General features: G+C 61.4%; 20 protein-coding genes. 9 read left to right on the top strand and 11 right to left on the bottom strand.

Translation table 11 applies throughout. From position 1 onward, the window contains the following. Nucleotides 1-212: 212 nt before the first annotated feature. Nucleotides 213-1,160 carry an ABC transporter substrate-binding protein gene (locus BK665_RS26945; protein WP_123409574.1) on the top strand — a complete coding sequence of 316 codons (948 nt, stop codon included), beginning with the start codon at nt 213-215 and terminating at the stop codon, nt 1,158-1,160. Here the strand turns inward: BK665_RS26945 and BK665_RS26940 are convergent. Further along, on the bottom strand, nt 1,134-2,036 hold the full coding sequence (locus BK665_RS26940) for a LysR family transcriptional regulator (protein WP_123409573.1): 903 nt from the start codon (nt 2,034-2,036) through the stop codon (nt 1,134-1,136). The two genes, BK665_RS26945 and BK665_RS26940, sit on opposite strands and share 27 nt — an antisense overlap. A 131-nt stretch (nt 2,037-2,167) precedes the next feature. On the opposite strand from BK665_RS26940, the gene BK665_RS26935 reads away from it, so the two are divergent. From BK665_RS26935 to BK665_RS26915, 5 genes are all read left to right on the top strand, one after another. Beyond that, nucleotides 2,168-3,460 (top strand): CitMHS family transporter, encoded by a 1,293-nt coding sequence (locus BK665_RS26935; protein WP_123409572.1) that lies wholly within the window; start codon nt 2,168-2,170, stop codon nt 3,458-3,460. Continuing rightward, nucleotides 3,461-4,825: an acyclic terpene utilization AtuA family protein gene (locus BK665_RS26930; protein WP_123409571.1), complete on the top strand. Its 1,365-nt coding sequence runs from the start codon at nt 3,461-3,463 to the stop codon at nt 4,823-4,825. Continuing rightward, on the top strand, nt 4,822-5,130 hold the full coding sequence (locus tag BK665_RS26925) for an AtuA-related protein (protein ID WP_123409570.1): 309 nt from the start codon (nt 4,822-4,824) through the stop codon (nt 5,128-5,130). Before BK665_RS26930 ends, BK665_RS26925 begins: the two co-directional genes overlap by 4 nt. A 152-nt stretch (nt 5,131-5,282) precedes the next feature. Next, entirely contained in the window at nt 5,283-6,182 is a 900-nt protein-coding gene (locus tag BK665_RS26920; RefSeq protein ID WP_123409569.1) for a polysaccharide deacetylase family protein, read from the top strand. Between the two features lie 119 nt (nt 6,183-6,301). Beyond that, nucleotides 6,302-6,544 carry a DUF1652 domain-containing protein gene (locus BK665_RS26915; protein WP_123409568.1) on the top strand — a complete coding sequence of 81 codons (243 nt, stop codon included), beginning with the start codon at nt 6,302-6,304 and terminating at the stop codon, nt 6,542-6,544. Between the two features lie 153 nt (nt 6,545-6,697). Here BK665_RS26915 and BK665_RS26905 read toward each other — a convergent pair whose 3' ends face one another. Beyond that, a complete protein-coding gene (locus tag BK665_RS26905) occupies nt 6,698-7,060 on the bottom strand; it encodes an NUDIX hydrolase (RefSeq protein ID WP_123409566.1) in 363 nt (120 codons plus the stop codon). 212 nt (nt 7,061-7,272) lie between these two features. Here BK665_RS26905 and BK665_RS26900 point away from each other — a divergent pair, with 212 nt between their 5' ends. Further along, nucleotides 7,273-7,464: an SPOR domain-containing protein gene (locus BK665_RS26900; RefSeq protein ID WP_123409565.1), complete on the top strand. Its 192-nt coding sequence runs from the start codon at nt 7,273-7,275 to the stop codon at nt 7,462-7,464. Between the two features lie 55 nt (nt 7,465-7,519). Here BK665_RS26900 and osmE read toward each other — a convergent pair whose 3' ends face one another. Together osmE and BK665_RS26890 are read right to left on the bottom strand one after the other, a co-directional pair. Further along, nucleotides 7,520-7,876 carry an osmotically-inducible lipoprotein OsmE gene (gene osmE, locus BK665_RS26895; protein ID WP_123409564.1) on the bottom strand — a complete coding sequence of 119 codons (357 nt, stop codon included), beginning with the start codon at nt 7,874-7,876 and terminating at the stop codon, nt 7,520-7,522. Nucleotides 7,877-7,888: 12 nt separating this feature from the next. After that, the gene (locus BK665_RS26890; protein ID WP_123409563.1) at nt 7,889-8,128 is read right to left on the bottom strand and encodes a hypothetical protein; all 240 of its coding nucleotides are present in this window, start codon (nt 8,126-8,128) and stop codon (nt 7,889-7,891) included. 164 nt (nt 8,129-8,292) lie between these two features. Here BK665_RS26890 and BK665_RS26885 point away from each other — a divergent pair, with 164 nt between their 5' ends. Further along, on the top strand, nt 8,293-8,628 hold the full coding sequence (locus tag BK665_RS26885; RefSeq protein WP_123409562.1) for a hypothetical protein: 336 nt from the start codon (nt 8,293-8,295) through the stop codon (nt 8,626-8,628). A gap of 37 nt (nt 8,629-8,665) precedes the next feature. Here BK665_RS26885 and BK665_RS26880 read toward each other — a convergent pair whose 3' ends face one another. After that, complete coding sequence (locus BK665_RS26880; RefSeq protein ID WP_123409561.1) at nt 8,666-9,208, bottom strand: RrF2 family transcriptional regulator; 543 nt, start codon at nt 9,206-9,208, stop codon at nt 8,666-8,668. Between the two features lie 275 nt (nt 9,209-9,483). Between BK665_RS26880 and BK665_RS26875 the strand changes: the two genes are divergently transcribed. Continuing rightward, the gene (locus tag BK665_RS26875; protein WP_123409560.1) at nt 9,484-10,686 is read left to right on the top strand and encodes an NAD(P)/FAD-dependent oxidoreductase; all 1,203 of its coding nucleotides are present in this window, start codon (nt 9,484-9,486) and stop codon (nt 10,684-10,686) included. A 198-nt stretch (nt 10,687-10,884) separates the two neighbouring features. On the opposite strand, the gene BK665_RS26870 is transcribed toward BK665_RS26875, so the two are convergent. From BK665_RS26870 to BK665_RS26845, 6 genes are all read right to left on the bottom strand, one after another. Next, a complete protein-coding gene (locus BK665_RS26870; RefSeq protein ID WP_123409559.1) occupies nt 10,885-13,362 on the bottom strand; it encodes a TonB-dependent receptor plug domain-containing protein in 2,478 nt (825 codons plus the stop codon). Nucleotides 13,363-13,398: 36 nt separating this feature from the next. Then, nucleotides 13,399-13,896, bottom strand: coding sequence for a RidA family protein (locus BK665_RS26865; RefSeq protein ID WP_123409558.1), 498 nt, complete (start codon nt 13,894-13,896; stop codon nt 13,399-13,401). A gap of 138 nt (nt 13,897-14,034) precedes the next feature. Further along, nucleotides 14,035-15,609, bottom strand: a complete 1,575-nt coding sequence (locus tag BK665_RS26860) for a flavin monoamine oxidase family protein (protein WP_123409557.1) — start codon at nt 15,607-15,609, stop codon at nt 14,035-14,037. Between the two features lie 139 nt (nt 15,610-15,748). Then, nucleotides 15,749-17,881: a TonB-dependent receptor gene (locus tag BK665_RS26855; RefSeq protein ID WP_123409829.1), complete on the bottom strand. Its 2,133-nt coding sequence runs from the start codon at nt 17,879-17,881 to the stop codon at nt 15,749-15,751. Nucleotides 17,882-18,291: 410 nt separating this feature from the next. Then, a complete protein-coding gene (locus BK665_RS26850; protein WP_123409556.1) occupies nt 18,292-19,251 on the bottom strand; it encodes a D-isomer specific 2-hydroxyacid dehydrogenase family protein in 960 nt (319 codons plus the stop codon). Then, nucleotides 19,248-20,435: an acyl-CoA dehydrogenase family protein gene (locus BK665_RS26845; RefSeq protein WP_123409555.1), complete on the bottom strand. Its 1,188-nt coding sequence runs from the start codon at nt 20,433-20,435 to the stop codon at nt 19,248-19,250. Before BK665_RS26845 ends, BK665_RS26850 begins: the two co-directional genes overlap by 4 nt. Nucleotides 20,436-20,443 lie beyond the last annotated feature (8 nt).

The following is a 20,443-nucleotide window of genomic DNA, read 5'->3' as shown; positions in this document are numbered from 1 at the left end:
AGGCTCTGTGCCATGTTGCCGACTATGCGGTTTTTCGGGGCTTTGCGCGGTTTGGAGGGATGAAGCGCTGTCGCCAGCGAAACAGTCTGTTGCGCCGTTGTTGCTGGGCCAACACTGACTGTCACCGGTCATTAGCTTATGCATAAATCGAATTTAAAAAGCCTGCAATAAGAGCGTTATGGTCTATCGGAACAAAACCCCCGGAGCCTCCGATGAACCCGTCCCGATTCCTGAGCAGTCTATTGACCTGCGCGCTCTTCGCCACGCCTTTTGCCTACGCCGCCGAGCCGGTCGTCCTGCACGTGGGCGATCAGAATTACTACAACGTTCGCGCCTCGGTAGAGGCTTCGGGGGTGTTGGAAGGCGCGCCTTACACCGTCGACTGGAAACACTTCCAGGCCGCCGCGCCTTTGGCGGAAGCGCTGAACACCGGGGCGCTGGACCTGGGTTTTCTCGGCGACTCAGGCTTTCTGTTCCTCGCCGCGAAACAGGCGCCGGTGAAGCTGATCGGCGTATCGCGGCAGAACCCGGACACCATCGCTTTGTTGGTGCCCAAGGACTCGCCGGTCAAGACCATCGCCGACCTCAAGGGCAAGAAAGTCGCTTATTGGCCCGGCGCCTGGAGCCAGCAATTGACCTTGCGCGCTCTGGAGAGCGCCAACCTGCCGGAGAATTACGTCGACTTCATCAAGTTGATGCCCATCGACGCGGCGGCGGCATTGCCCCAGGGCAGCATCGACGCGTTCCCGGTGTGGGAACCGTACATCTCGCAACAGATTCTGTTCTCCGGCGCCCGTCCGATCCTTACCGCCAAGAACCTGATGCCCGGCCTCAGCGCCATCGCCGCTTCAACGCCGTCGATCGACAGCAAGCGCGAAGCCATCGCCGACTTCCTCGCACGCCTGAAAAAGGCCCGGGCCTGGGTTGATAACCACACCGACGAATACGCCGACCTGTGGGCGAAGAAAGCCAATCTTGACCAGGACGTCTCCCGTCACTGGTTGCGCCAGGCCCACATGACCGTCGGCCCGGTCGATCAGCAAGCGGCAACGGATTTGCAGAGCACTGCGGACTTCCTGTTCAAGGTCAAGGCCCTGCCGACAGCCTTGGCCACCGCGCCGATCATCGACAACTCATTCCAGAAGGCGTTGGCCGAGTAAGGCATTACCTTGCAGCATGTCGATAAAGCGCTGTGCTGCCGGGGCCATGGCCTGGCCGGTGCGGGTGATCAGGCCGATCTGCCGGGTAACGCCGGGATGGTCCACCGGCACTTTGACCAGATCATCGCGGCCATCATCGGCTGATTCCGGCAGCAGGCTCACGCCCAGTCCCTGACGCACCAGGGCCAGCACCGTCGACATGTAATTGGCCTCCAGCCCCGGCGACAACGGCAACTGTGCGTCGGCGAACAGTTGCTCCACCAACTCCCGCACACTGCTGTCGCGCCCGGTCAGGATCATCGGCTGCGTGGTCAGGTCGCTCAGTTTGACGGCGCGTCGCCCAGCCAATGGATGATCGGCGGGGATGAACAGGCACAGCCGATCCTCCAGCACCGTTTGAAACTCCAGCCCATGGCTCATCCGCGCCCGCACGCCCAGGCCAAAGTCCACCTCGCCATCGCGCACCAGCGTATCGATCCGTTGCGCCACCACATCCCGCAGCCGCACTTCGACCCCCGGAAATTGCTCGCGAAACTGTTTCAGCACTGGCGGCAGGGCGGCGGCGCACAGTGAGGGCAGGGCGGCGATGGTGACCACGCCCCGGCGTAGCGCAGCCAAATCCCGGGAGGCGCTCACGATGTTGTCCAGGTCCAGCAGCAATTTCTCCATGGGCAACAGCGCACTGTGGCCGGCGCTGGTCAGGGCCACATGCCGAGGGCTGCGTTCGAGCAGGGCGACGCCGAGCCAGTCTTCCAGTTGTTGAATCTGCACGGTCAGGGCTGAGGGCGACAGGTTGAGCGCCACCGCCGCCTTGGCGAAGTTGCCGGTTTGCGCCACGACGAGGAAGGCGCGGATATGCTGGATCGAGTTCTTCATTTTGTTTTTCCGAATGCAGGCCGCCGAACATTTCAATTTACAAAGATTACCCGCAATTCCAATACTCGGTGAAAACAACAACAGCGCATTTCATCGCCGCCGCGAGCGCAAATGCCGAACAGGACCTGCCCATGCTTGCCACACTCGGTGTCATCACCATTCTCTGTTTGCTCGTCGCGGTGATGAGCAAACGCCTGTCGCCCCTGGTGGCGCTGATCGCCTTGCCGATCATCGCCGCGCTGCTCGGCGGTTTCGGCCTGCAAACCAGCGCCTTCATCATTACCGGTATCAAGAACGTCGCCCCGGTGGTCGGGATGTTTGTGTTCGCGATTCTGTTCTTCGGCGTGATGACCGACGCCGGCATGCTCGACCCGATCATTGACCGCATCCTCAAACGCGTCGGCACCCGTCCGACGCGCATCGTCATGGGCACCGCGCTGCTGGCGTTGCTGGTGCACCTGGACGGTTCCGGGGCGGTGACGTTTCTCGTGACGATCCCGGCCATGCTGCCGCTGTACACACGCCTGGGCATGGATAAACGCATTCTCGCCTGCGTCACCGCCATGGCCGCCGGGGTCAATTTTCTGCCCTGGACCGGGCCGGTGCTGCGCTCTTCGGCGGCGTTGCATGTGCCGGTGGCTGACCTGTTCCAGCCATTGATTCCGGTGCAAATCGTCGGCCTGATTTTCGTCTTCACCTGCGCCTGGTTCCTCGGTCGTCGTGAAGAAAAACGCCTGGGCCTGGGGGCCGGTGCCGTGGTGGACGTGATGCCGCAACGGGTGTTGACCGAGGCCGAGGTCGCCCTGCGCAAGCCGCGTTTGTTCTGGCTCAACCTGGTGCTGACGGTGGTGGTGATGGGCGTGATGATTGCCGGGGTGGTCGACCCGGTGGTGATGTTCATGCTCGGCACCGTGTTGGCCCTGTGCATCAACTATCCCAACGTTGATGCGCAACGGGCGCGGATCGACGCCCATGCGAAAACCGCGCTAACCATGGCCAGCATTCTGCTCGCTGCCGGGGTGTTCACCGGGATCATGCAGGGCAGCGGCATGCTCAAGGCCATGGCCGAGGTCGCGGTGGCGCAGATTCCCGCCGGGCACGGCAAATTGATTCCGATGGTGGTGGGTTTTATCTCGATGCCCTTGAGTCTGCTGTTCGATCCCGATTCCTTTTATTTCGGGATCATGCCGGTGGTGGCCGAAGTCGGCCGCGCCCTCGGTGTCGATCCGTTGCAAGTGGCCCAGGCCTCGCTGCTGGGTGTGCACACCACCGGGTTCCCGGTCAGCCCGTTGACCCCGGCGACGTTCCTTTTGGTGGGCCTGTGCAAGATCGAACTGGCGGATCACCAGCGCTTCACCATCCCGTTTCTGTTCGCGGCCTCGGTGCTGATGACCCTGACCGCGCTGCTCTTTGGAGTGTTCTGAATGAAAACCTTACGCATCGGTTCCGGCGCCGGTTACTCCGGTGACCGCATCGAACCGGCCATCGAACTGGCCGAGCACGGCGACCTCGATTATCTGGTGTTCGAATGCCTGGCCGAACGCACCATCGCCCTGGCGCAACAGGCGCGGCTGCTCGATCCGCAAGCAGGCTTCGACCCCTTGCTGGGCGAGCGTATGCGCCGGGTGTTGCCCTTTGTCGGGCGGGGTGCGGATGGTCAGCGTCGCCGCTTGCGGGTGATCACCAATATGGGGGCGGCCAACCCTTTGGCGGCGGCCCGGGAAGTGCGGCGCATTGCCGGGGAATTGGGGTTGTCGGGACTGAAAGTGATCGCGCTGAGCGGTGACGATGTGCTGGCGACACTGTTGCAGGATCCGGCGCAGACCCTGGATAACGGCAAGACCTTGGCGTCCCTGGGCGAGCGTCTGATTTCGGCCAATGCTTATCTGGGCGTGGACGGCATTATCGAGGCATTGCGCGCCGATGCCGATGTGGTAATCACCGGTCGCGTGGCGGACCCTTCACTGTTCCTCGCCCCGCAGATGTTCGAATTCGACTGGGCGGCGGACGATTGGTCGTTGCTGGGGCGCGGCACCTTGGTCGGGCATCTGCTGGAATGTGCCGGGCAGATCAGCGGCGGCTATTTTGCCGATCCGGGATTCAAGGATGTGCCGGACCTGGCGCGCCTGGGCTTCCCCCTGGCCGAGGTGGATGCGACGGGGCGCGCGGTGATCAGCAAGGTGGCCGGGTCCGGCGGGCGTATCGATACCGCGACCTGCACCGAGCAGATGATCTACGAAGTGCATGACCCGGCGGCGTATCTGACGCCGGATGTCAGCGCGGATTTTTCCGGGGTGGCGTTCAGCGTTCAAGGGCCGGATCAGGTGCTGGCCGACGGCGCCGATGGTCGGGCGCGACCCTCATCCCTGAAGGTGTCGGTGGGTTATCTCGATGGCTGGATCGGCGAGGGCCAGATCTCCTATGGCGGGCCGGGCGCACTGGCTCGGGGGCGACTGGCCCGCGAAGTGGTGCTGGAACGCTTGAAACTGACCGGCGTGGTGTTTGAAGACATCCGCGCTGAACTGATCGGCGTCGATGCCTTGCACGGTCATGAATTGGGTTCACGAGCGGACTGCGAACCCTGGGAAGTGCGCCTGCGGGTGGCGGCCCGTTGCGCCGAGCGTGGCGAGGCCGTGCGCATCGGCAATGAAGTGGAAACCCTTTACACCAACGGCCCTTATGGCGGTGGCGGGGCGAGTAAATCGGTGCGCCAAGTGGTGGCGGTGGCTTCGCTGTTCCTGCCGCGAGACGCCGTTACGGTACAGATTCATTCGGAGGATTTGGCATGAAACTGCGTGAACTGGCGCATTCCCGAACGGGCGACAAGGGTGATACCTCCAATATCTCGGTGATTGCCTATCGCCCCGAAGACTACCCGCGTTTGTGTGAATGGTTGACGGTGGAGCGGGTCACTGCGCATTTCGCCGAGTTGCTGGAGCCCCAAGGCCCGCCGTTGCGTCGCTACGAATTGCCCAACGTCCATGCGCTGAATTTTGTCCTGCCCGGCATTCTGCGCGGTGGCGTCACCCGGTCCCTGGCCCTTGACGCCCACGGCAAGGCATTGGGCGCCGCGTTGCTCGATCTGGAGCTTTGAGCACAGGATAGAGCGGCACGTGAACCAAAACTGTGTAACCCTATCCAACTTGCGCCCGCCGCTACAGGCGATGCGGGCCGAGTGGAGGATCACCGGGCGAGGGGTTTTTGCCATTAACGTGATGACCGCAAGGGTCTGGCTTAAGGCAAAACATGACGCAACTGTTCAAGGTTCTATCGACGCTGGCCCTGGCCCTCGGGCTGGCGGGCTGCATTGCGGCGCCCATCGACATGACGCCGCAGACGCAGCAACGCTTGCAAGCGCAGGCGCCGGTCCGTTTCCTGCTGACCTTCGACGATGGCCCCAGCGCCTCCAGTTTCTGGAACCCGACCGACACTGTGCTCGACAGTCTCGCGCAAAACGATGTGCAGCCGAACCTCAAAGCGGTGTTCTTCGTCCAGACCGGCGCGTCACGGGCCGGGGACAGCGACATCGGCCGACGGGTCATGCAGCGCGAACATGCCGACGGGCAGATCCTCGGTTTTCACACCGCCACCCATTTCCACACCAATCATCGTTTACTCAGCCCGCAAGACCTGGAACAGTCCCTGAGCAAAGGCAGCACCGACATCGCCGCGATCACCGGCACGCCGCCGAGCCTGGTGCGTCCGCCGTTCTGGAACTACGACAAACGCACCTTCGCCGCCTATCAACGCCACGGCATGCACGTGCTGCTGACCGACCTGAGCGCCAATGACGGCAAGATCTGGGGCTTCAACGCCAGCCCTCGGCGGCGGGCGAACATGCTGCGGCAGATGTCGGAGGTGCGCGAGCGCATCGCCAGCGGCGAGTTGCCCACGGTGGACGGGGTTATTCCGGTGGTGGTGACCTTCCATGACCTCAATCGCTACACCGCCCGGCATACCCGCGAATACCTGCAAATCCTGCTCGACAGCGCCAAGGCCACCGGCGTGACCACCGCGCCGAAGCCGTTTTACGACGATCAGGGGCAACTGCTGCAAGCGGCCATGGCCCGCACCGTCACGGAAAGTGCGGAACCGGTGCAATTGCCGGGGATCTGGAATTGGCTCTGGGATGGGGATTCCCACTGATTGTTCAGCAAAGTGATAAGCGGATCGCATTAATTGTGGGTGTTTGCCCACGCAATCGGGCGAAAGCGCATCTATGCTGATCGGGTCGAATCCGATCAATCGCCATGGAGGCCTCCGTCATGGTCCCCGTTCAAGAACTGCGCCGTATTGTCGAGTCCGGTTTTGGTCCGCTTTCGTGTGATTGCACGGAAAACCCTGACGGCACGCTACGGATCAAGGTCTATGAACGGGAGACCGGGCGCATTGATCTATTGATCACCGGGGTTTCGCCGGCGCTGCTGACCAGCGTGCGGGATGTGTCCAACCTGATTGGTGAACTTCGCACTGAAATGCGTGCGGGGAGACGGGCGTTTGCCGGGTGACTCAAATAGCCCTGACAAACACCGACCCTGTGGGAGCGAGCTTGCTCGCGATAGCTGTCTGACATTCAACATCTGTACTGACTGGCAGGCCGCTACCGCGAGCAAGCTCGCTCCCACAGGGGATTTGTAGTGCTCAGGTTTTAGCGGGCAGACTCACAACCGCCGCTGAAACGCCCTGACGATCCGCAACGTCGCATCGCTGATGTTCAGGTTGTGAATGGCATCCAGGGGATGCCACATGCAGTCGGTAATCTCATTCAGCGGCTGCACCTGGTGCAGATTCACCACTGACGCTTCGTAAACGTGGTGCCGAGTGTCGCCTGAGACCAGCTCCATCAAATACAGCATGCCGTCGACCCCGAGCCCGGTTTCCTCCGCCAGTTCGCGCACGGCCGCGTCCAGTTTGCTTTCCCCGGGCTCGACCTTTCCGCCAGGCAATGTCCAGCGACACCTGGGCTTGCGCACCAGGAGGACGTGTCGGTCTTGTTCGCAAATCACGGTGGCGCGTACTTTCATGTGTTACCTGATTGCTCGCTTGTCATAAAACAGTCATTAAAATGCAATATTCAGGCCGAGGCCCCGTGTTTCGGGAGGTTCAAGGGGTTGGAGTTGTCGAGCGGGCCGAAAGTGCCACCGGGTGTCGCGACGTCTGGTCGGCACCCGGGCAAGGGGCGGGTGTAAGGTAGGCGGGTCGATCTTTGATTATCACTGCCGAAAAGGAGGTGACTATGAGCATTGAGATGCTGACCAGAATGCACATGAACGGTTACGACGTTCTCAGCGTGAACCACGGCCCATGGCGGGTGTGCACCAAAGGTGATCGCCTGGGTGCATTTGGCAGCCGCGAGGAGGCACTGGCGTTTGCGGCGTCTTTACCGGCGTATAAGGCGCGGTCGAGTCGGCCAAAAACTGACCAATAGCGCTTCGAGCGAGATGAGCCCCGGCCTGTGCCGGGGCTTTTTATTGGCGATCCGCTTAGTAGCCGCCTCCGCCGCTGGAAGAATGGGACGGCTCCCTGGCTTTTTGCTGGACGTTGCTCCACTCCGCGCAGCTCATGAAACTGGTGTGATCGACCTTGCCTCTACCATCAAAACTGACGTTGTAGCGTTGCTGATGGCCAGCCTGTGACAAGTTGTAGTCATAACAGCTACCGGGTTCCACCGTGCGATCGCTGGTGGCGAGCGGTTTTCCGCCAATCTGCTCGACTTGATCCCTGGTCATGCCGTTCTCGACTTTGGCGACGAGCGGCTGGTTACGATAGAGGCTTGATTCCGAGCTGCAACCGCCCGCCGCCGCCAGCACGGCGAGCACTGCGAACACAGGCTTGTTCATGACAGTGGTCCGTTAGTGAACTTTCGTTCGGCTAATGTGCCGCGCCTTCACTTCCTCGGCGTAGGTTTTCAGCCGTTCTTCGTCCCCCTGGAGCACCTCGCGCAGCCTTAGGGCTACCTGGGCATCCACTTCATTGCCGGCCTGGCGAAACTGCTCCGCCAGGCGCAAAAGTTCTACCGCCGACCACCGCAGATTCGACTCCACGCTCTGCAGGTCGCGCCGAAGTTCCTGTTCGAACTCGTTAAGCCACATGATGATCTCCTTCAAATCTTGGCTAGGAAAGATTAGTCCGGTTTACCGGGCAGGGCAGTCCGTTCGTAAGGGCGTACGACGGTTCTGTCAGATTTGCTGAGTGTGCGCTGGATGTCTGGGCAGGTACGCGCTACATTCGCCGTTTTTCAGGATAAGGAAGCGTCATGCGGATGTTGATAATGGGTCTGGGGGTGGCGATGTTGGCGGGCTGTTCGTTGCCTGCATCCGTGGTGCCCGGTGAGCCCAATGTCAGCAAATACAGCGCCAAGCCGCCGAAAGAGTACGTCGCGTGCGTGCTGCCGCTGTGGCAGGCACAGATTCCCAAGACCAGGCAAGTCGGGATTTCCAACGGCTATCGCCTGACCGCGCCGAGCATCATCACGGCGGACGAGATCCTGGATATCGTGAAATCGAAGGATGGCAGCCGGGTTTCCCTGTATCAGGGGCCGCCGTGGGCGAAATCGGGGGCGATGCGCCAGGCCGTGCGGGACTGCCTGTAACGCCGTTGTGGCGAGCGAGCTTGCTCGCCATAACTGACTACTCGGTGATGTCCGTCACCGCAATGCTCGCGCTTTTCTTTTCCCTGCGCTCCACCAGCCATTCATCGACCTGCCCGGAGAACTCCGGCGGGGCTTTGCGCCCGACCTTGCGCGCCAAATCCAGAATGGTGGTCTGGGCCAGGGCGTCTTCCATGCGTTTTTGTGCGGTCATCATTGCCCCGTGCACCGCGCACCCCCCATCCAGCGCCCAGGCTGGCGCCGAGCCTTCGAACAAGGCGCAGCGGCCACGGATCTCCCGGCAATCGAAGATCAGCTTCTGGCCGTCGATGGCGTTGACGATGTCCAGCAGGGTGATTTCGTCCGAAGGCCTGGCCAGTTTGAACCCCCCGCGCACCCCTTCAGTGGCCACCACCAGTTTGCCCTTGGCCAGTTTGGTGAAGATTTTCGCCAGGTAGTCCAGGGGGACACCTTGCAGCTCGGCGAGGTCGCGCACGCTCGCTTCGCGGGAGTCGCCGCCATTGCCTACCAGAAAAAGCAGGCAATGAATGCCGTACTCAACGCCTGCACTATAAAGAGACATAGTGATCTCCGACCGAATTAGTCGCAAATATTAGCAGCGGAATGGGAGGGCGGCAACGCGCTTCATCGGCGGGCTGTTTGCTTTTGAAACGTCTGTTTGGCCGTTGATGGCCGGTTTAGAACGGTGGCAGGGACACATTCGATAAACCGATTGGAATGATCAGTAAAGTTGACTTGTTTAGAATAAAGGCGACCAATAGAGTCGTAGTTATTCGGTCAGGCAGCAGCCGTGCCTCTGAACTCATTCATCACCTGGTTTTCCCTTCGGAGTTAAAAATGAAACAACAGATTCTGGTTATTGGCGCAGGTTTTGGTGGAATGTGGACGGCTTTGAGCGCCACGCGACTGTTCGATATTCATGGCCACGACGCCGTTGAAGTGACCGTCCTGGCGCCACAGGCCGAGCTGCGGGTGCGTCCGCGCTTCTACGAACCGAATGCCCATCAACTGGCCGCGCCGATTGGCGAGCTGTTCGATGCCGTGGGTGTGAAGTTCGTCCAGGGCGCTGCTGAAACCATCGACGTCGAGCAAAAACGCGTCGGCTATCTGGACGCTTCGGGTGCCAAACAGGCACTCAGCTACGACAAACTCGTTCTGGCTACCGGCAGCCGTTTGGCGTCATCCAACACCCCGGGCGTGGCCGATTTCGCCTTTGATGTGGACCAAATCGAACACGCCGTGCGCCTGGAAAACCACCTCAAGTCCCTGGCCAAACTGCCAGAAAGCAACGCCCGCAACACCGTGGTCGTCGCCGGCGGTGGCTTCACCGGGATTGAAACTGCGACCGAAATGCCCGCTCGTCTGCGAGCGATCCTGGGGGATAACGTGAACATCAACGTGATCATCGTTGATCGCGGCGAAAAGGTCGGTGCCTCCATGGGCGCGCAAATCAGCCAGTCCATCGCTGAGGCGAGTACTGAGTTGGGCGTGAAGTGGCAGCTAAATTCGTCGGTGGTTTCGGTCGATCAAAACGGTGTGACCCTGGCCGACGGCCAACGCATCGAAGCCAAAACGGTGATCTGGACCACCGGCGTGCGCGCCAGCTCGCTGACCGAACAGGTTCCCGCCGAACGCGATCACCTCGGCCGCCTGCATGTGGATGCGCACCTGAAAGTCATCGGCCAGGACGATATCTTCGCCACCGGCGACGTGGCCTACGCCGCAAGCGATGACATCGGCAACCACGCCCTGATGACCTGCCAGCACGCCATCGTCCTCGGCCGTCACGCCGGCAACAACGTGGCAGCGCAGATTCTCGGCGTGGACCCGACCCCATACAGCCAGCCCAAGTACGTGACGTGCCTGGACCTGGGGGCCTGGGGCGCGGTGTACACCGAGGGGTGGGATCGCCAGGTCAAACTGGTGAAGCAGGAAGGCAAGGAGCTCAAGACTCAGATCAACACCGTGTGGATTTACCCGCCAGCGGCCAATCGTGAGACGGCATGGGCCGCCGCTGATCCGCTGATTCCAATCGCTTGATGTCTTGAAGCCCGCACAAATAGTGATGATATATAAGGGCTTACGGCGTTAATTAACCGAACAGTGCGCAGAAATATATTGTTTCAAAGTGTTTTAGTAGGTTAATATTGCCCCGCGTTCACCACCACGGTTTATGCATTTTTAAGTCCCAGGCGTCCATCAGCTGCCTGGGATTTTTTTTTGCCCGCGATTTGTGCATCAGAACGCGTACTGCAACCGGGTGTAGTAGTAACCGCCGGTAAAGCCGAACGGTGAATAGCTGCCCCAGTTATCGCCGAACGACGAGTTGGGTACGCCGATATGGTCCGGGTATTTGTCGAACAGGTTCTGCGCGCCCACGGCCACGGTCAGTTGCTTGGTCAATGAATAAGCGACGTCGAGGTCGGTAATCCACTTGGCCGAGTACTCGCGGTCCAGGCTCGAATCACTCGAACTGTTGACCTCGGTGTAGGTGCCATAACGGGTCAGGCGCAGGTTGACGTCGAAGTCGCTGATGCCCCAGTCGGCGGAAAAAATCATCTTGCTGCTCGGCGAGGTCTTGGTGATCAGCGCCCGGGACTGGCGGCCCATCAGCTGGAAGTTGCCGCCCAATGCCGTGAGTTGTTCCGGCGTGTCGTTCACGCTGAGGATCTGCGTGTGGTTGTAGTTCAGCGCGGCCGTCCACTTCACCGTGCCGTAGCGGTTGAGGTTCTGCCGATAGTTACCGACCACATCGACCCCGGAAGTGCGGGTGCTCGCGCCGTTGGTGAAGTACTGCGCGCCTGCCGTGGCCGGTACGCCGATGCCGTCGAGCAGGGCGGCGATGCCCGGTCCCTGGAAGCGTTCGCTGAGCACCAGGCGATCACGCAAGTTGATCACGTAGCCGTCGACGGTCAGGCTCAAGTCATCGCTGGGGGTCAGGGCGAAGCCGAGGCTGAAGTTGGTCGAGCGTTCGGGCTTCAACGCTTCGGCGCCGAGGGCCTGGGCGCCTGCTGAATCCACCGGCAGGATCACGTAGTTGTAGGACTGGTAGACGCCATTAATGGTGTCGAACCCGGTCGAGCGCGCCGTGAAGATCTCGTTGGCCAACGACGGCGCACGGAAGCCATTGCTGACACTGCCGCGTACCGAGAACACCGGGTTGAATTCATAGCGGGTACTGAGTTTGCCGCTACGGGTGCCGCCGACGCCTTCGTTGTAATGCTCGTAACGCCCGGCGACGCCGACGTACCACTGTTCAACCGGATAGAACCCCAGATCGATGTAGCTGGCGACACTGTTGCGGCTGACTTTTTGCGCGTCCTGCGGGATGATGCCGTTGGTGACCTGCGCCCCCGGGTCCGGACGTTGCCCGGCCCGTGGGCTGTCGTCCGGGAACACGTAGCCGCCATCGATATACGAAGCTTCGGAGCCGGCGCGGGTCTCGTAGCTTTCCCGCCGATGCTCGAAACCGAAGGCCACGTCCAAGGGTTTGGCCAGGCCGATTTCGTAGCTGTTTTTCAGGTCGAGGTTGCTGGTCAACTGATCGGCGATGTAGATGCCGGAGGTGAACTTGTTCGGGGTGTTTTCGCCCAGGGACGGGTTCTGGTTGTCGTAGGTCCGTTGCTTGGCGTAGTTGCGGCCGTAAGTGCTGCTCAGGTCCCAGGCCCAACCGCCGAAGTTGTCGCCCTTGGCGCCGAACGCGGACTGGAAATCGGTTTCGTTGACCAGCCAGTAAGGGCTGTAGCCATCGGGATAGCCGTTGGGGCCGGTGGTGATGGTGTTGCGCCCGCTGGGCAGGCGGAAGTTCTGGCCGTCGTTGTTCTCCCGGGTGGCCACGGTCGAGAACGAGTACAGGGTCAGCCCATCGTTGAGCGGCAGGTCGAGGTTGTAGCCGGCATCGGCCAATTGACTGCGGGGCAAGCCGTAGCCTTTGTAGGTGTGGTGGCTGGCACCGGCCTCGCGCGGATCGGGCGAGCCATCGGCCAGGGGATAGTAATGAGCGCTGTAGCCGTTGCTGCCGGCCTTGTTGTCGCGCTCCTGATACCGGGTGTCCAGCGAGACGTTGAGCACCCCGGCTTCACCGACCTGAAACCCATAATTGAGCGCTTCCTGCCCGGTGCCGCGCTTGCCGTCGTAGCCCTGGCCGAGGGTGGTGTCGGAGCTGCCGCCGGTGGTCTGTTTGAGGATGATATTGATCACCCCGGAAATCGCGTCCGAACCATATTGCGCCGCCGCACCGTCGCGCAGCACTTCGATATGGTCGATGGACGCCACCGGGATCAGGTCCAGGTCGCTCGGCGCCGCGCCGCTGTTGATGCCGTTGATATTCAGGGTGGCGCTGGTGTGTCTGCGCTTGCCGTTGACCAGCACCAGCACATGGGACGCGGTAAGCCCGCGCAGGGTCGCCGAACGCACCACGCCGCTGGCATCCCAACCGGCGCGGTCGGGCAAGTTGAACGACGGAATGAATTTGCTCAACGCTTCCAGCAGGCTCGGTTTGCCGACCGAGCGCAGTTGTTCGCCCGTCACCACATCGATGGGTGTCGGGCTGGTGGTGACGGTGCGTTGCTCGGCGCCACGGTTGCCGGTGACGACCACTGTGTCGAGGGTCGGCGCGCCGGTTTCAGCGGCTTCGAGGCTGAACGAGGTCAGGCTGCAAGCGAAGGACAGCGGCAATAACAAAGGACGGTAAACGGGGACTGGGCAGTGGCGCATAAAGGTGAAGCTCCTGAATGTCTGGTGTTGTCCGTGTCACTTCTTGCGTGCGGCGACGGCTTCGATTTCCACCAGGCCACCGGGCAGCGGCAGGGCAACCACTTGAATCGCGGTGCGCGCCGGTTTGTTCGGCTGCGCGGTGCTGCCGAAGAACGGCGTGTAGCCTTCCTGCAAACCGGCGAAATCGAGCTTGTTGCCCTTGGCCGGATCACCCACCAGGAACACCCGCAGTTGCACCACATCACCGAGGTCCAGGCCCTGGCTTTGCAGCACGCCTTTGAGCTTGTTAAGGATCGAGGTGGTCTGGGTCGCGGTATCGCCGTAGGCGGCAAAAGAGTCTTTAGGCGCTTTCGGATCATGCAAGTCGGCGAGTAATCCGCTGACGAACAACAACTCGGTTTGCGCCGGCACTTGCACCGCCAGGGAAATAGGGAAATTCGAATTGGGCAGGGCGATGCGCTTGATTTCGTCAGCCTGGCTGGTGAGGGCGGTGGCGGTCATGAGCAATCCTGTGAGCAAGGTAATGGCTTTCATCGTTCAGTCCTTTAAGTGAGTCGGGAGAAATAACCTGTGGGAGCGGGCTTGCTCGCGAAGGCGTCGTGTCAGTCAGCATCTCTATCAACTGATACACCGTTTTCGCGAGCAAGCCCGCTCCCACAAGGGTTTTGCGCATCAGGCGGCAACGCCCGATTGAGTGCGTTCGGCATGCCGGCCAATCAGCGCGACGATGCGTCGTGCCGAGTCGGCGGCGCTGTTCTGCCAGATGCCGACCCCGCCGTGGGCGAGGGCGTCGCTGGCCAGGTAGGTGCGGCCCTGGGGTTGGTTGAGAATCTGATAAGCGCTCTCGCCGACCTCGTCGTTGACAATCCACGGCCCCTTGCTGAACGGCACCTTGGCCCAGTTGATCGCCACCGGTTTTTGCAGTTTGGCGCTATGGCCGGGGTGCAGCAGTTCGACCGCTTGCCGGGACGAGGCGAACTGTTCGGCGAGGGATTTTTGGCTGAAAGACTGGGCCGATTCTGCGGTGTTGTAGGCCGCGACCAGAATCCCCTGGGCGCTGTTCAAGCGATCGCTGGGATACCACAAGCCTTTGACTTCGTGATCGAGGTAAGACAGGCCACCGTAGATGTTGAAATCGGTTTCCCAGAAGCGCGGCGACTGCCAGGCGACCTTGTTCGCCTGATCGCTTTGGGCGCTGAGAATCGCCTGCTTGAACGGCTGACTGAAGTTGCTCGGCAGTTTTGCCAGCAACGGCAGGGGCACGGTGACTACCGCGTAATCGGCGTTCAGGGTTTGGGTCTTGCCGGTCTTGCGATCGCGATAGGTGATGCGGCTGCCGTTGTCGGACGTCTGGATGTCGCTGACCTCGGCGTTGAAACGCACCGCGTCCTTGAGCTTGTCGTAGAACGCATAGGGAATCCGGTCCATGCCGCCCACCGGTTGGAACATGGTCGAGGAAAACTCCGGGATTTCATCGAACACCAATGCGCCCCAGAGCTTGGGATTGAGCAGGGTTTGCAGCTCCAGCGGGGCGCGAGTCACACCGGTTTGATCGCCGGCGCCAGGCACGCGGGTGTAGCCGGAGCGCACCGAGCCTTTGTATTGCAGGTCGGCATTCAGGTCGCCGTAGACCTTGAGGAAATTCAGCAGCGCCTTGCGATCGTCGACACTCAAGTCCTGGTCCAGGGCCTTGCGGCTGACAGTGCGCGCCAGCAACTCCGATAACTGTCCACGGGTGTCGTTGACGGCCTGGCGCAACTGGAACGCCGGTTTGCTCGGGTCCGGCAGGGCCAGTGCATTGCGGCTGCTGTTGACCAGCACTTGCAGCTCCACACCCAACTCGCGGCAATAGCCGAGGATGGTCTGGTGATGGCTGGGAATGCGCGCCGGGCCGGCGTTGAAGAAGTGCCCGTCATCGAAGTCGACGGTCTGGCTCACGCCATCGTCGAAATCGACTTTGGTGCCCCGGCGCAAGGTCCAGTTACGGCCGCCGACACGCTCCCGGGCTTCGAGAATGGTCACGTTGAAACCGGCCTTGCGCAGCTCATAGGCGCTGACCAGCCCGGAGATCCCGGCGCCGACCACCACCACGTTTTTGCCTTTGCCACTGCTGCCCAGTTGCAACGGGGTGAACGTCGCCGCCACGGCTTGCGGCGTCAGCCCCAGTGCACCGAGGGCGCTAACGGCGGCGCCATAACCGCCGACGGCGGCAATGCGGGTAATCATTTCTCTGCGGGTAAAAGCCATCGTGTTGCTCCTTGGCATTGAAGAGATTTGGATCCCCCGTAGGAGCTGCCGAAGGCTGCGATCTTTTGATCTTGATCCTGAAAAACAAGATCAAAAGATCGCAGCCTTCGGCAGCTCCTACGGGGGGATCACGTGAGGGTTAAAGGTCGTAACGCAGCGACAACAACAGGGTTCGCGGGTCGTTGATCGAGTAGAAGCGGGCGCCACTGGACGGCACGTAGCCGACCGATTGCGGGTAGGCACGGTCGAGCAGGTTTTTCACCGCCAGGGTGGTGGTCCAGTGACCGTCGCTGGAGATGTAGCGGGTATTGGCGTTCCAGAAGGTTTGCTGGGGGATTTGCTGCACGTCGTCGTTCAATGCGTTGGCGTAGGACTTGGTCTGGAACTGCGCATCGGTGCCCGCAAGCAAAGTGCCGGGCAGTCCGGCCGGGATCGTGTAGTTGAGGCCGACGCTGGCGTTCCAGCGCGGTGAGAACACCAGTTGTTTACCGTTGGCATCGACCCCGGCGCCGCTGGCGTTTTCGAAGTCGTCGTACTGGCTTTGCAGGTAGCCGACGTTGGCGGTCAGTTGCAGGTCGCGGGTCAGGGCGGTGAGGGTTTCCAGCTCGACGCCGTAGGTGTGGGCCTGGCCGACGTTGGTGCGCAGACTCACCCCCAGCGCCGGGTCATAGGCGTTGGTCTGCAGGTCCTTGTAGTCGTTGTAGAACACCGCGACGTTGGCCCGCAGGCGCTGGTCGAAGAAGTCACCCTTGAAGCCGGTTTCGTAGGTGGTCACGTCTTCCGGGGAGAACGCTTGCTCGGCGGCGGCCCGGGTCGGTGCGCGGTTGTCGTAGCCGCCAGCCTTGAAGCCTTTGGCGACGTAGGCGTACTGATTCAGGTGCGGGGTCCAGGCGTATTCGAAGCCGATTTTCGGGCTGGTGGACTGCCAGGACTTGCTCGAATCGACGCTGAAGTTGGTGCCGGTGATCTGCCGGTCGGTGTTGATCGCGTAGTTGGTGTAGTCGAAATTCTTGTGTTCGCGGGTGAAGCGCAGCCCGGCGATCAGCGACAGTTGCGGGGTGATCTTGTAGCTGCCCTGGCCATACAGCGCGTAGCTTTCGGTGTTGGTCGTGCTGTATTGGCCCTGGCCGATTACTCGGTTGCGCGCCACGGAATAGGTCAGGTTGTCGCGGTCGGCTTCGAACTTCTCGCGGTACAGATAGAGGCCAGTGCTGAAGCTGAATTTGTCGTAGTCGCCGTTGAGCTGGAATTCCTGAGTGGCGTAGTCCTGCTTGTAGGTGATCAGGTTTTGCTGGATCAGCGCCGCTTGCCCCGAGTTGTCGTAGTCCACGGGCTGGTTGAACCCCGAGTAGGCGGTCACGGATTTGAAGTTCAGGTTGTCGTTGATCGTGTAGATCGCGCGCAGCACCGAACTGCCCTGATCGAGGCGGTTTTTCGGATCGAGGCTGCTGTAGCTTTTGAATTTGTCGAAGTGGCCGTTGGCATCGAATGGCGTGTAGCTGGTGGTGTCGCCACGGTCGAAGGTGCCGGCCAGGGTCAGTTGCACATCCCACGGCGAATCGATGGGGTTGAAGCGCAACTTGCCGCGATAGGACTGGATGTCGACGTTGTTCACGTCCTTGCCCCGGGTCGGGTTGGAGACGGTGCCGTCACGGGTCAGGCGAATCGCCGAAAAGCTGCCAAACAATGCGTTGTCCACCAGCGGGCCGCTGATCAGGAAGCGGCCGTTCTGCGCGTTGTAATTACCGGCGCCGAGTTCGAAGAAACCGCGGGTTTCCTGGGTCGGATCGCGGGTGATCACGCGGATCGCGCCGGCGCTGCTGTTGCGTCCATACAGCGTACCTTGGGGGCCGCGCAGCACTTCGACGCGCTCGACGTCGTTGAAATCGAGCATCGAGGAAATGGCCCGTGGGATGTACAGGTCATCGGCGTACACCGCCACGGCGGATTCCTGGATCGGGTCGGTTTCGCCGATGCCGCGAATGCCGTAGGTCTGGGCGCTGTAGGAGATCGACTGACGGCTGAGGGTCAGGTTCGGCACTTGCCCGGAGAGGTCCCGGACACTTTTGATCTGCTTGTCGTCCAGGGTTTTTTCGTCGAACGCCGAGATCGCCAGCGGGGTTTTTTGCAGGTCCTCGCTGTGGTGTTCGGCGGTGACGGTCACCGTGGGGAGGGCACCATCCTTGGTGTTTTCTTCGGCGTGGGCCGACAAGCCGAACAGGGCCAGCGACACGGCCAGCGTCAGACGGTTTGCAGTGAAGGTGTTGTGCATGGTGAGCCCCAGGTGTGTCATTGGCGTTGTCGTTTTTTTTGGGCAAAGCGTTGCCGGGGCCATGAGTCGAAAGCCATGGCGGCGGGTGGCTTGAGCCGGTTTTGGGTTTGGGTGTGGCAAGTGACCGTGGGGTGGTGTCGGCCGGAAAAACAAGCAGTTCCGTGGGCCTCCACCTGGTCAGGGGTCGGTGATGGTTGTAACAGTATTTGTATAAAGCGGCGCTGTAAAAGTCCGATTAGTTATAAGTTAATTATAAAAAATAGGCATTAAGTGCTTAGATGAAATGCGTAATGCTGATGTTGTTGCGGCGGATGATAAAACGCCTTCGCGGGCAAGCCACGCTCCCACAGGGGAATGCATTCCAATTGTGGGAGCGTGGCTTGCCCGCGAAGGCGGTGGATCGGCCGGTATCAATACCCGCGCTGTACGTTCGCCAGATTCTCCGGCGCCAAACCGTTAAGGAAGCGCTCAAGATTGGGCAGGAACGTGTCGGCGATTTCATGCCGGCTGTTGCTGGAAATCGCCGAGGTATGGGGCGACAGGCGCACCCTCGGATGAGCGTACAGCGGATGTCCATCCGGCAGTGGTTCGGGCTCGGTCACGTCCAGCGAAGCCAGGCCAATCGCGCCGCTGTCCAGCGCTTCAAGCAGCGCTCCATGGTCCAGCAAACCACCCCGGGCAATGTTGATCAGGTGCAGGCCGGGCTTGGCGCTGGCGAGTACCGCACTGTTGACGATATGCCGAGTGGCAGCGGTCAGCGGCGCGGCCAGTACCAAGTGATCGGAGCGGGCAAACAGCTCATGGATATCCCGCGCCGCTTCGACGCCTTCCACCTCGAACGGCGTATTGCTCTGGCGCAACGCAACCACGTTGATGCCCAGGGCATGGGCCTTGGTCGCCAGGCTGCGGCCAATCGCGCCGAAGCCGAGAATCCCCAGGGTGGTGCCCTTGAGTGGTGTCAGCGCGGTGAAATTCCATGTCGAGTCATGCACCCAGATATCCGGCAGATGCTTGGCGGCAGCGAAGATCGCGGCCAGGGCGAATTCGGCGATGTTCTCGGCGGCGCTGCCTCGGGAGGTGCTGACCGGTGGGCCGTTGAACAGCCATTTGGGGTAGAAGTCGATGCCGGACGACACCACATGAATCCACTTCAAACCATAGGGCCACCCCGGCGGCGGTGTGTCCGGCGCCAGGTAGCCGCGTACATTGATTGGCCGCGCCAGCAAAATGCTGACCTCGGCGGGCAGGTCGCTGGGCACACCGGCCGGCACATCCAGGACCACGGCGCCGGGATGGGTGTGGGCGAGGCGCTGGCGGATCACATCGTTGAAATCGACGTCCAGCTGGCTGGCAATCACGAGCTGGCTCATGGGCGGTCCTTTGGCTGGCGCTGGGCGAATACCGCTTTGCCGACGCCTTGCAGCACGGCATCGTTTTGCGGCGTGTGAACGCGACTGCACAGCACATCGCGGTAGTGCCGTTGCAGCGGATTGTTCCTGGATAAACCGGGATTGCCGGAGGCCTCGATGGCCAGCTCGACGGCGCGGATGGCGTTGCCGGTGACCAGGTATTTGAGTTGCGCGGCGTGGCTTGCAGGCGTGCGGCCTTCGGCGGCGGAATCGAGCAGGCTGCGGTTGGCGAACAGCAAGGTGTCGATGTGGCCGACGGTTTCCTGGAAGCGCGGCAGGGTCGACAGCGCCGCGCCGAGATTCGACGGTTTGCGTGTTTCCAGCCAACCGACAAACCAGTCCCGGGCAGCCTGGGCGACGCCGTCATACACCGACGCCAGCAACACCGACATCCACAGGAAACCGTCGCCATCGAGTTCCGGTTGCGGCGCGCTCCAGGGGCTGACGCTGACGGCGTGTTCCAGCGGCACCAGCACGTTATCGAACACCACTTCATGGCTGCACGTGGCGCGCATGCCCAGGTGATCCCAATCCTCGATGATGCTGATGCCCGGCGTGTCCTTGTGCACCAGCCAAGCGCCGACCAAAGGGTCTTCATCAGTGCTGCGCGCCCAGACGCTGAACCAGGTCAGGCCATGGCTGCCGGTGGAGTAGATTTTCCTCCCGCTGATACGCCAACCGGCAGCGGTGCGTCGGGCCACGGTGGCCGGCAAACCGCCACGGGCCGGGGTGCCCAGGTCGGGTTCAACCCGCAGGGCGTTGATCAATGCACCTTGCTCCACGGCGTCTTGTGCCACTCGCAAACGTAGGGCTTCGGGCCAGGTTTTACTGTCTTGCAGGCGGGTGTGTTGCAGGTACTGCATCACCAGGATCAACGCCGTCGAGGGTTCGCCCTTGGCGATGGCGCTGATGGCCTTGCGTGCCTGGCTCAGGTTCGCGCCGCCACCGCCGAGGGCTTTGGGCACGGTCAGTGCGACCAGCCCGTGCTCATGCAGCAACTTGAAATTGGCCTGGGGGAAGGCGCCGCTTTCGTCATAGACGTGGGCCGTGGCGCTGAGTTGAGCGCTGAGGGTTTCCAGCAGGGCTTCGAAATTGGCCGCTTCGATAGAGCGCAGCGGTGGAGCGTGTTGAGAAGAAAGACTCATGATTGATT

The organism is Pseudomonas frederiksbergensis (assembly GCF_003732665.1).
GTDB classification, from domain to species: Bacteria; Pseudomonadota; Gammaproteobacteria; order Pseudomonadales; family Pseudomonadaceae; genus Aquipseudomonas; species Aquipseudomonas frederiksbergensis_G.
Note: the sequence above shows the minus strand (reverse complement) of the source record. Positions and strands in the feature narration are given on the sequence as shown.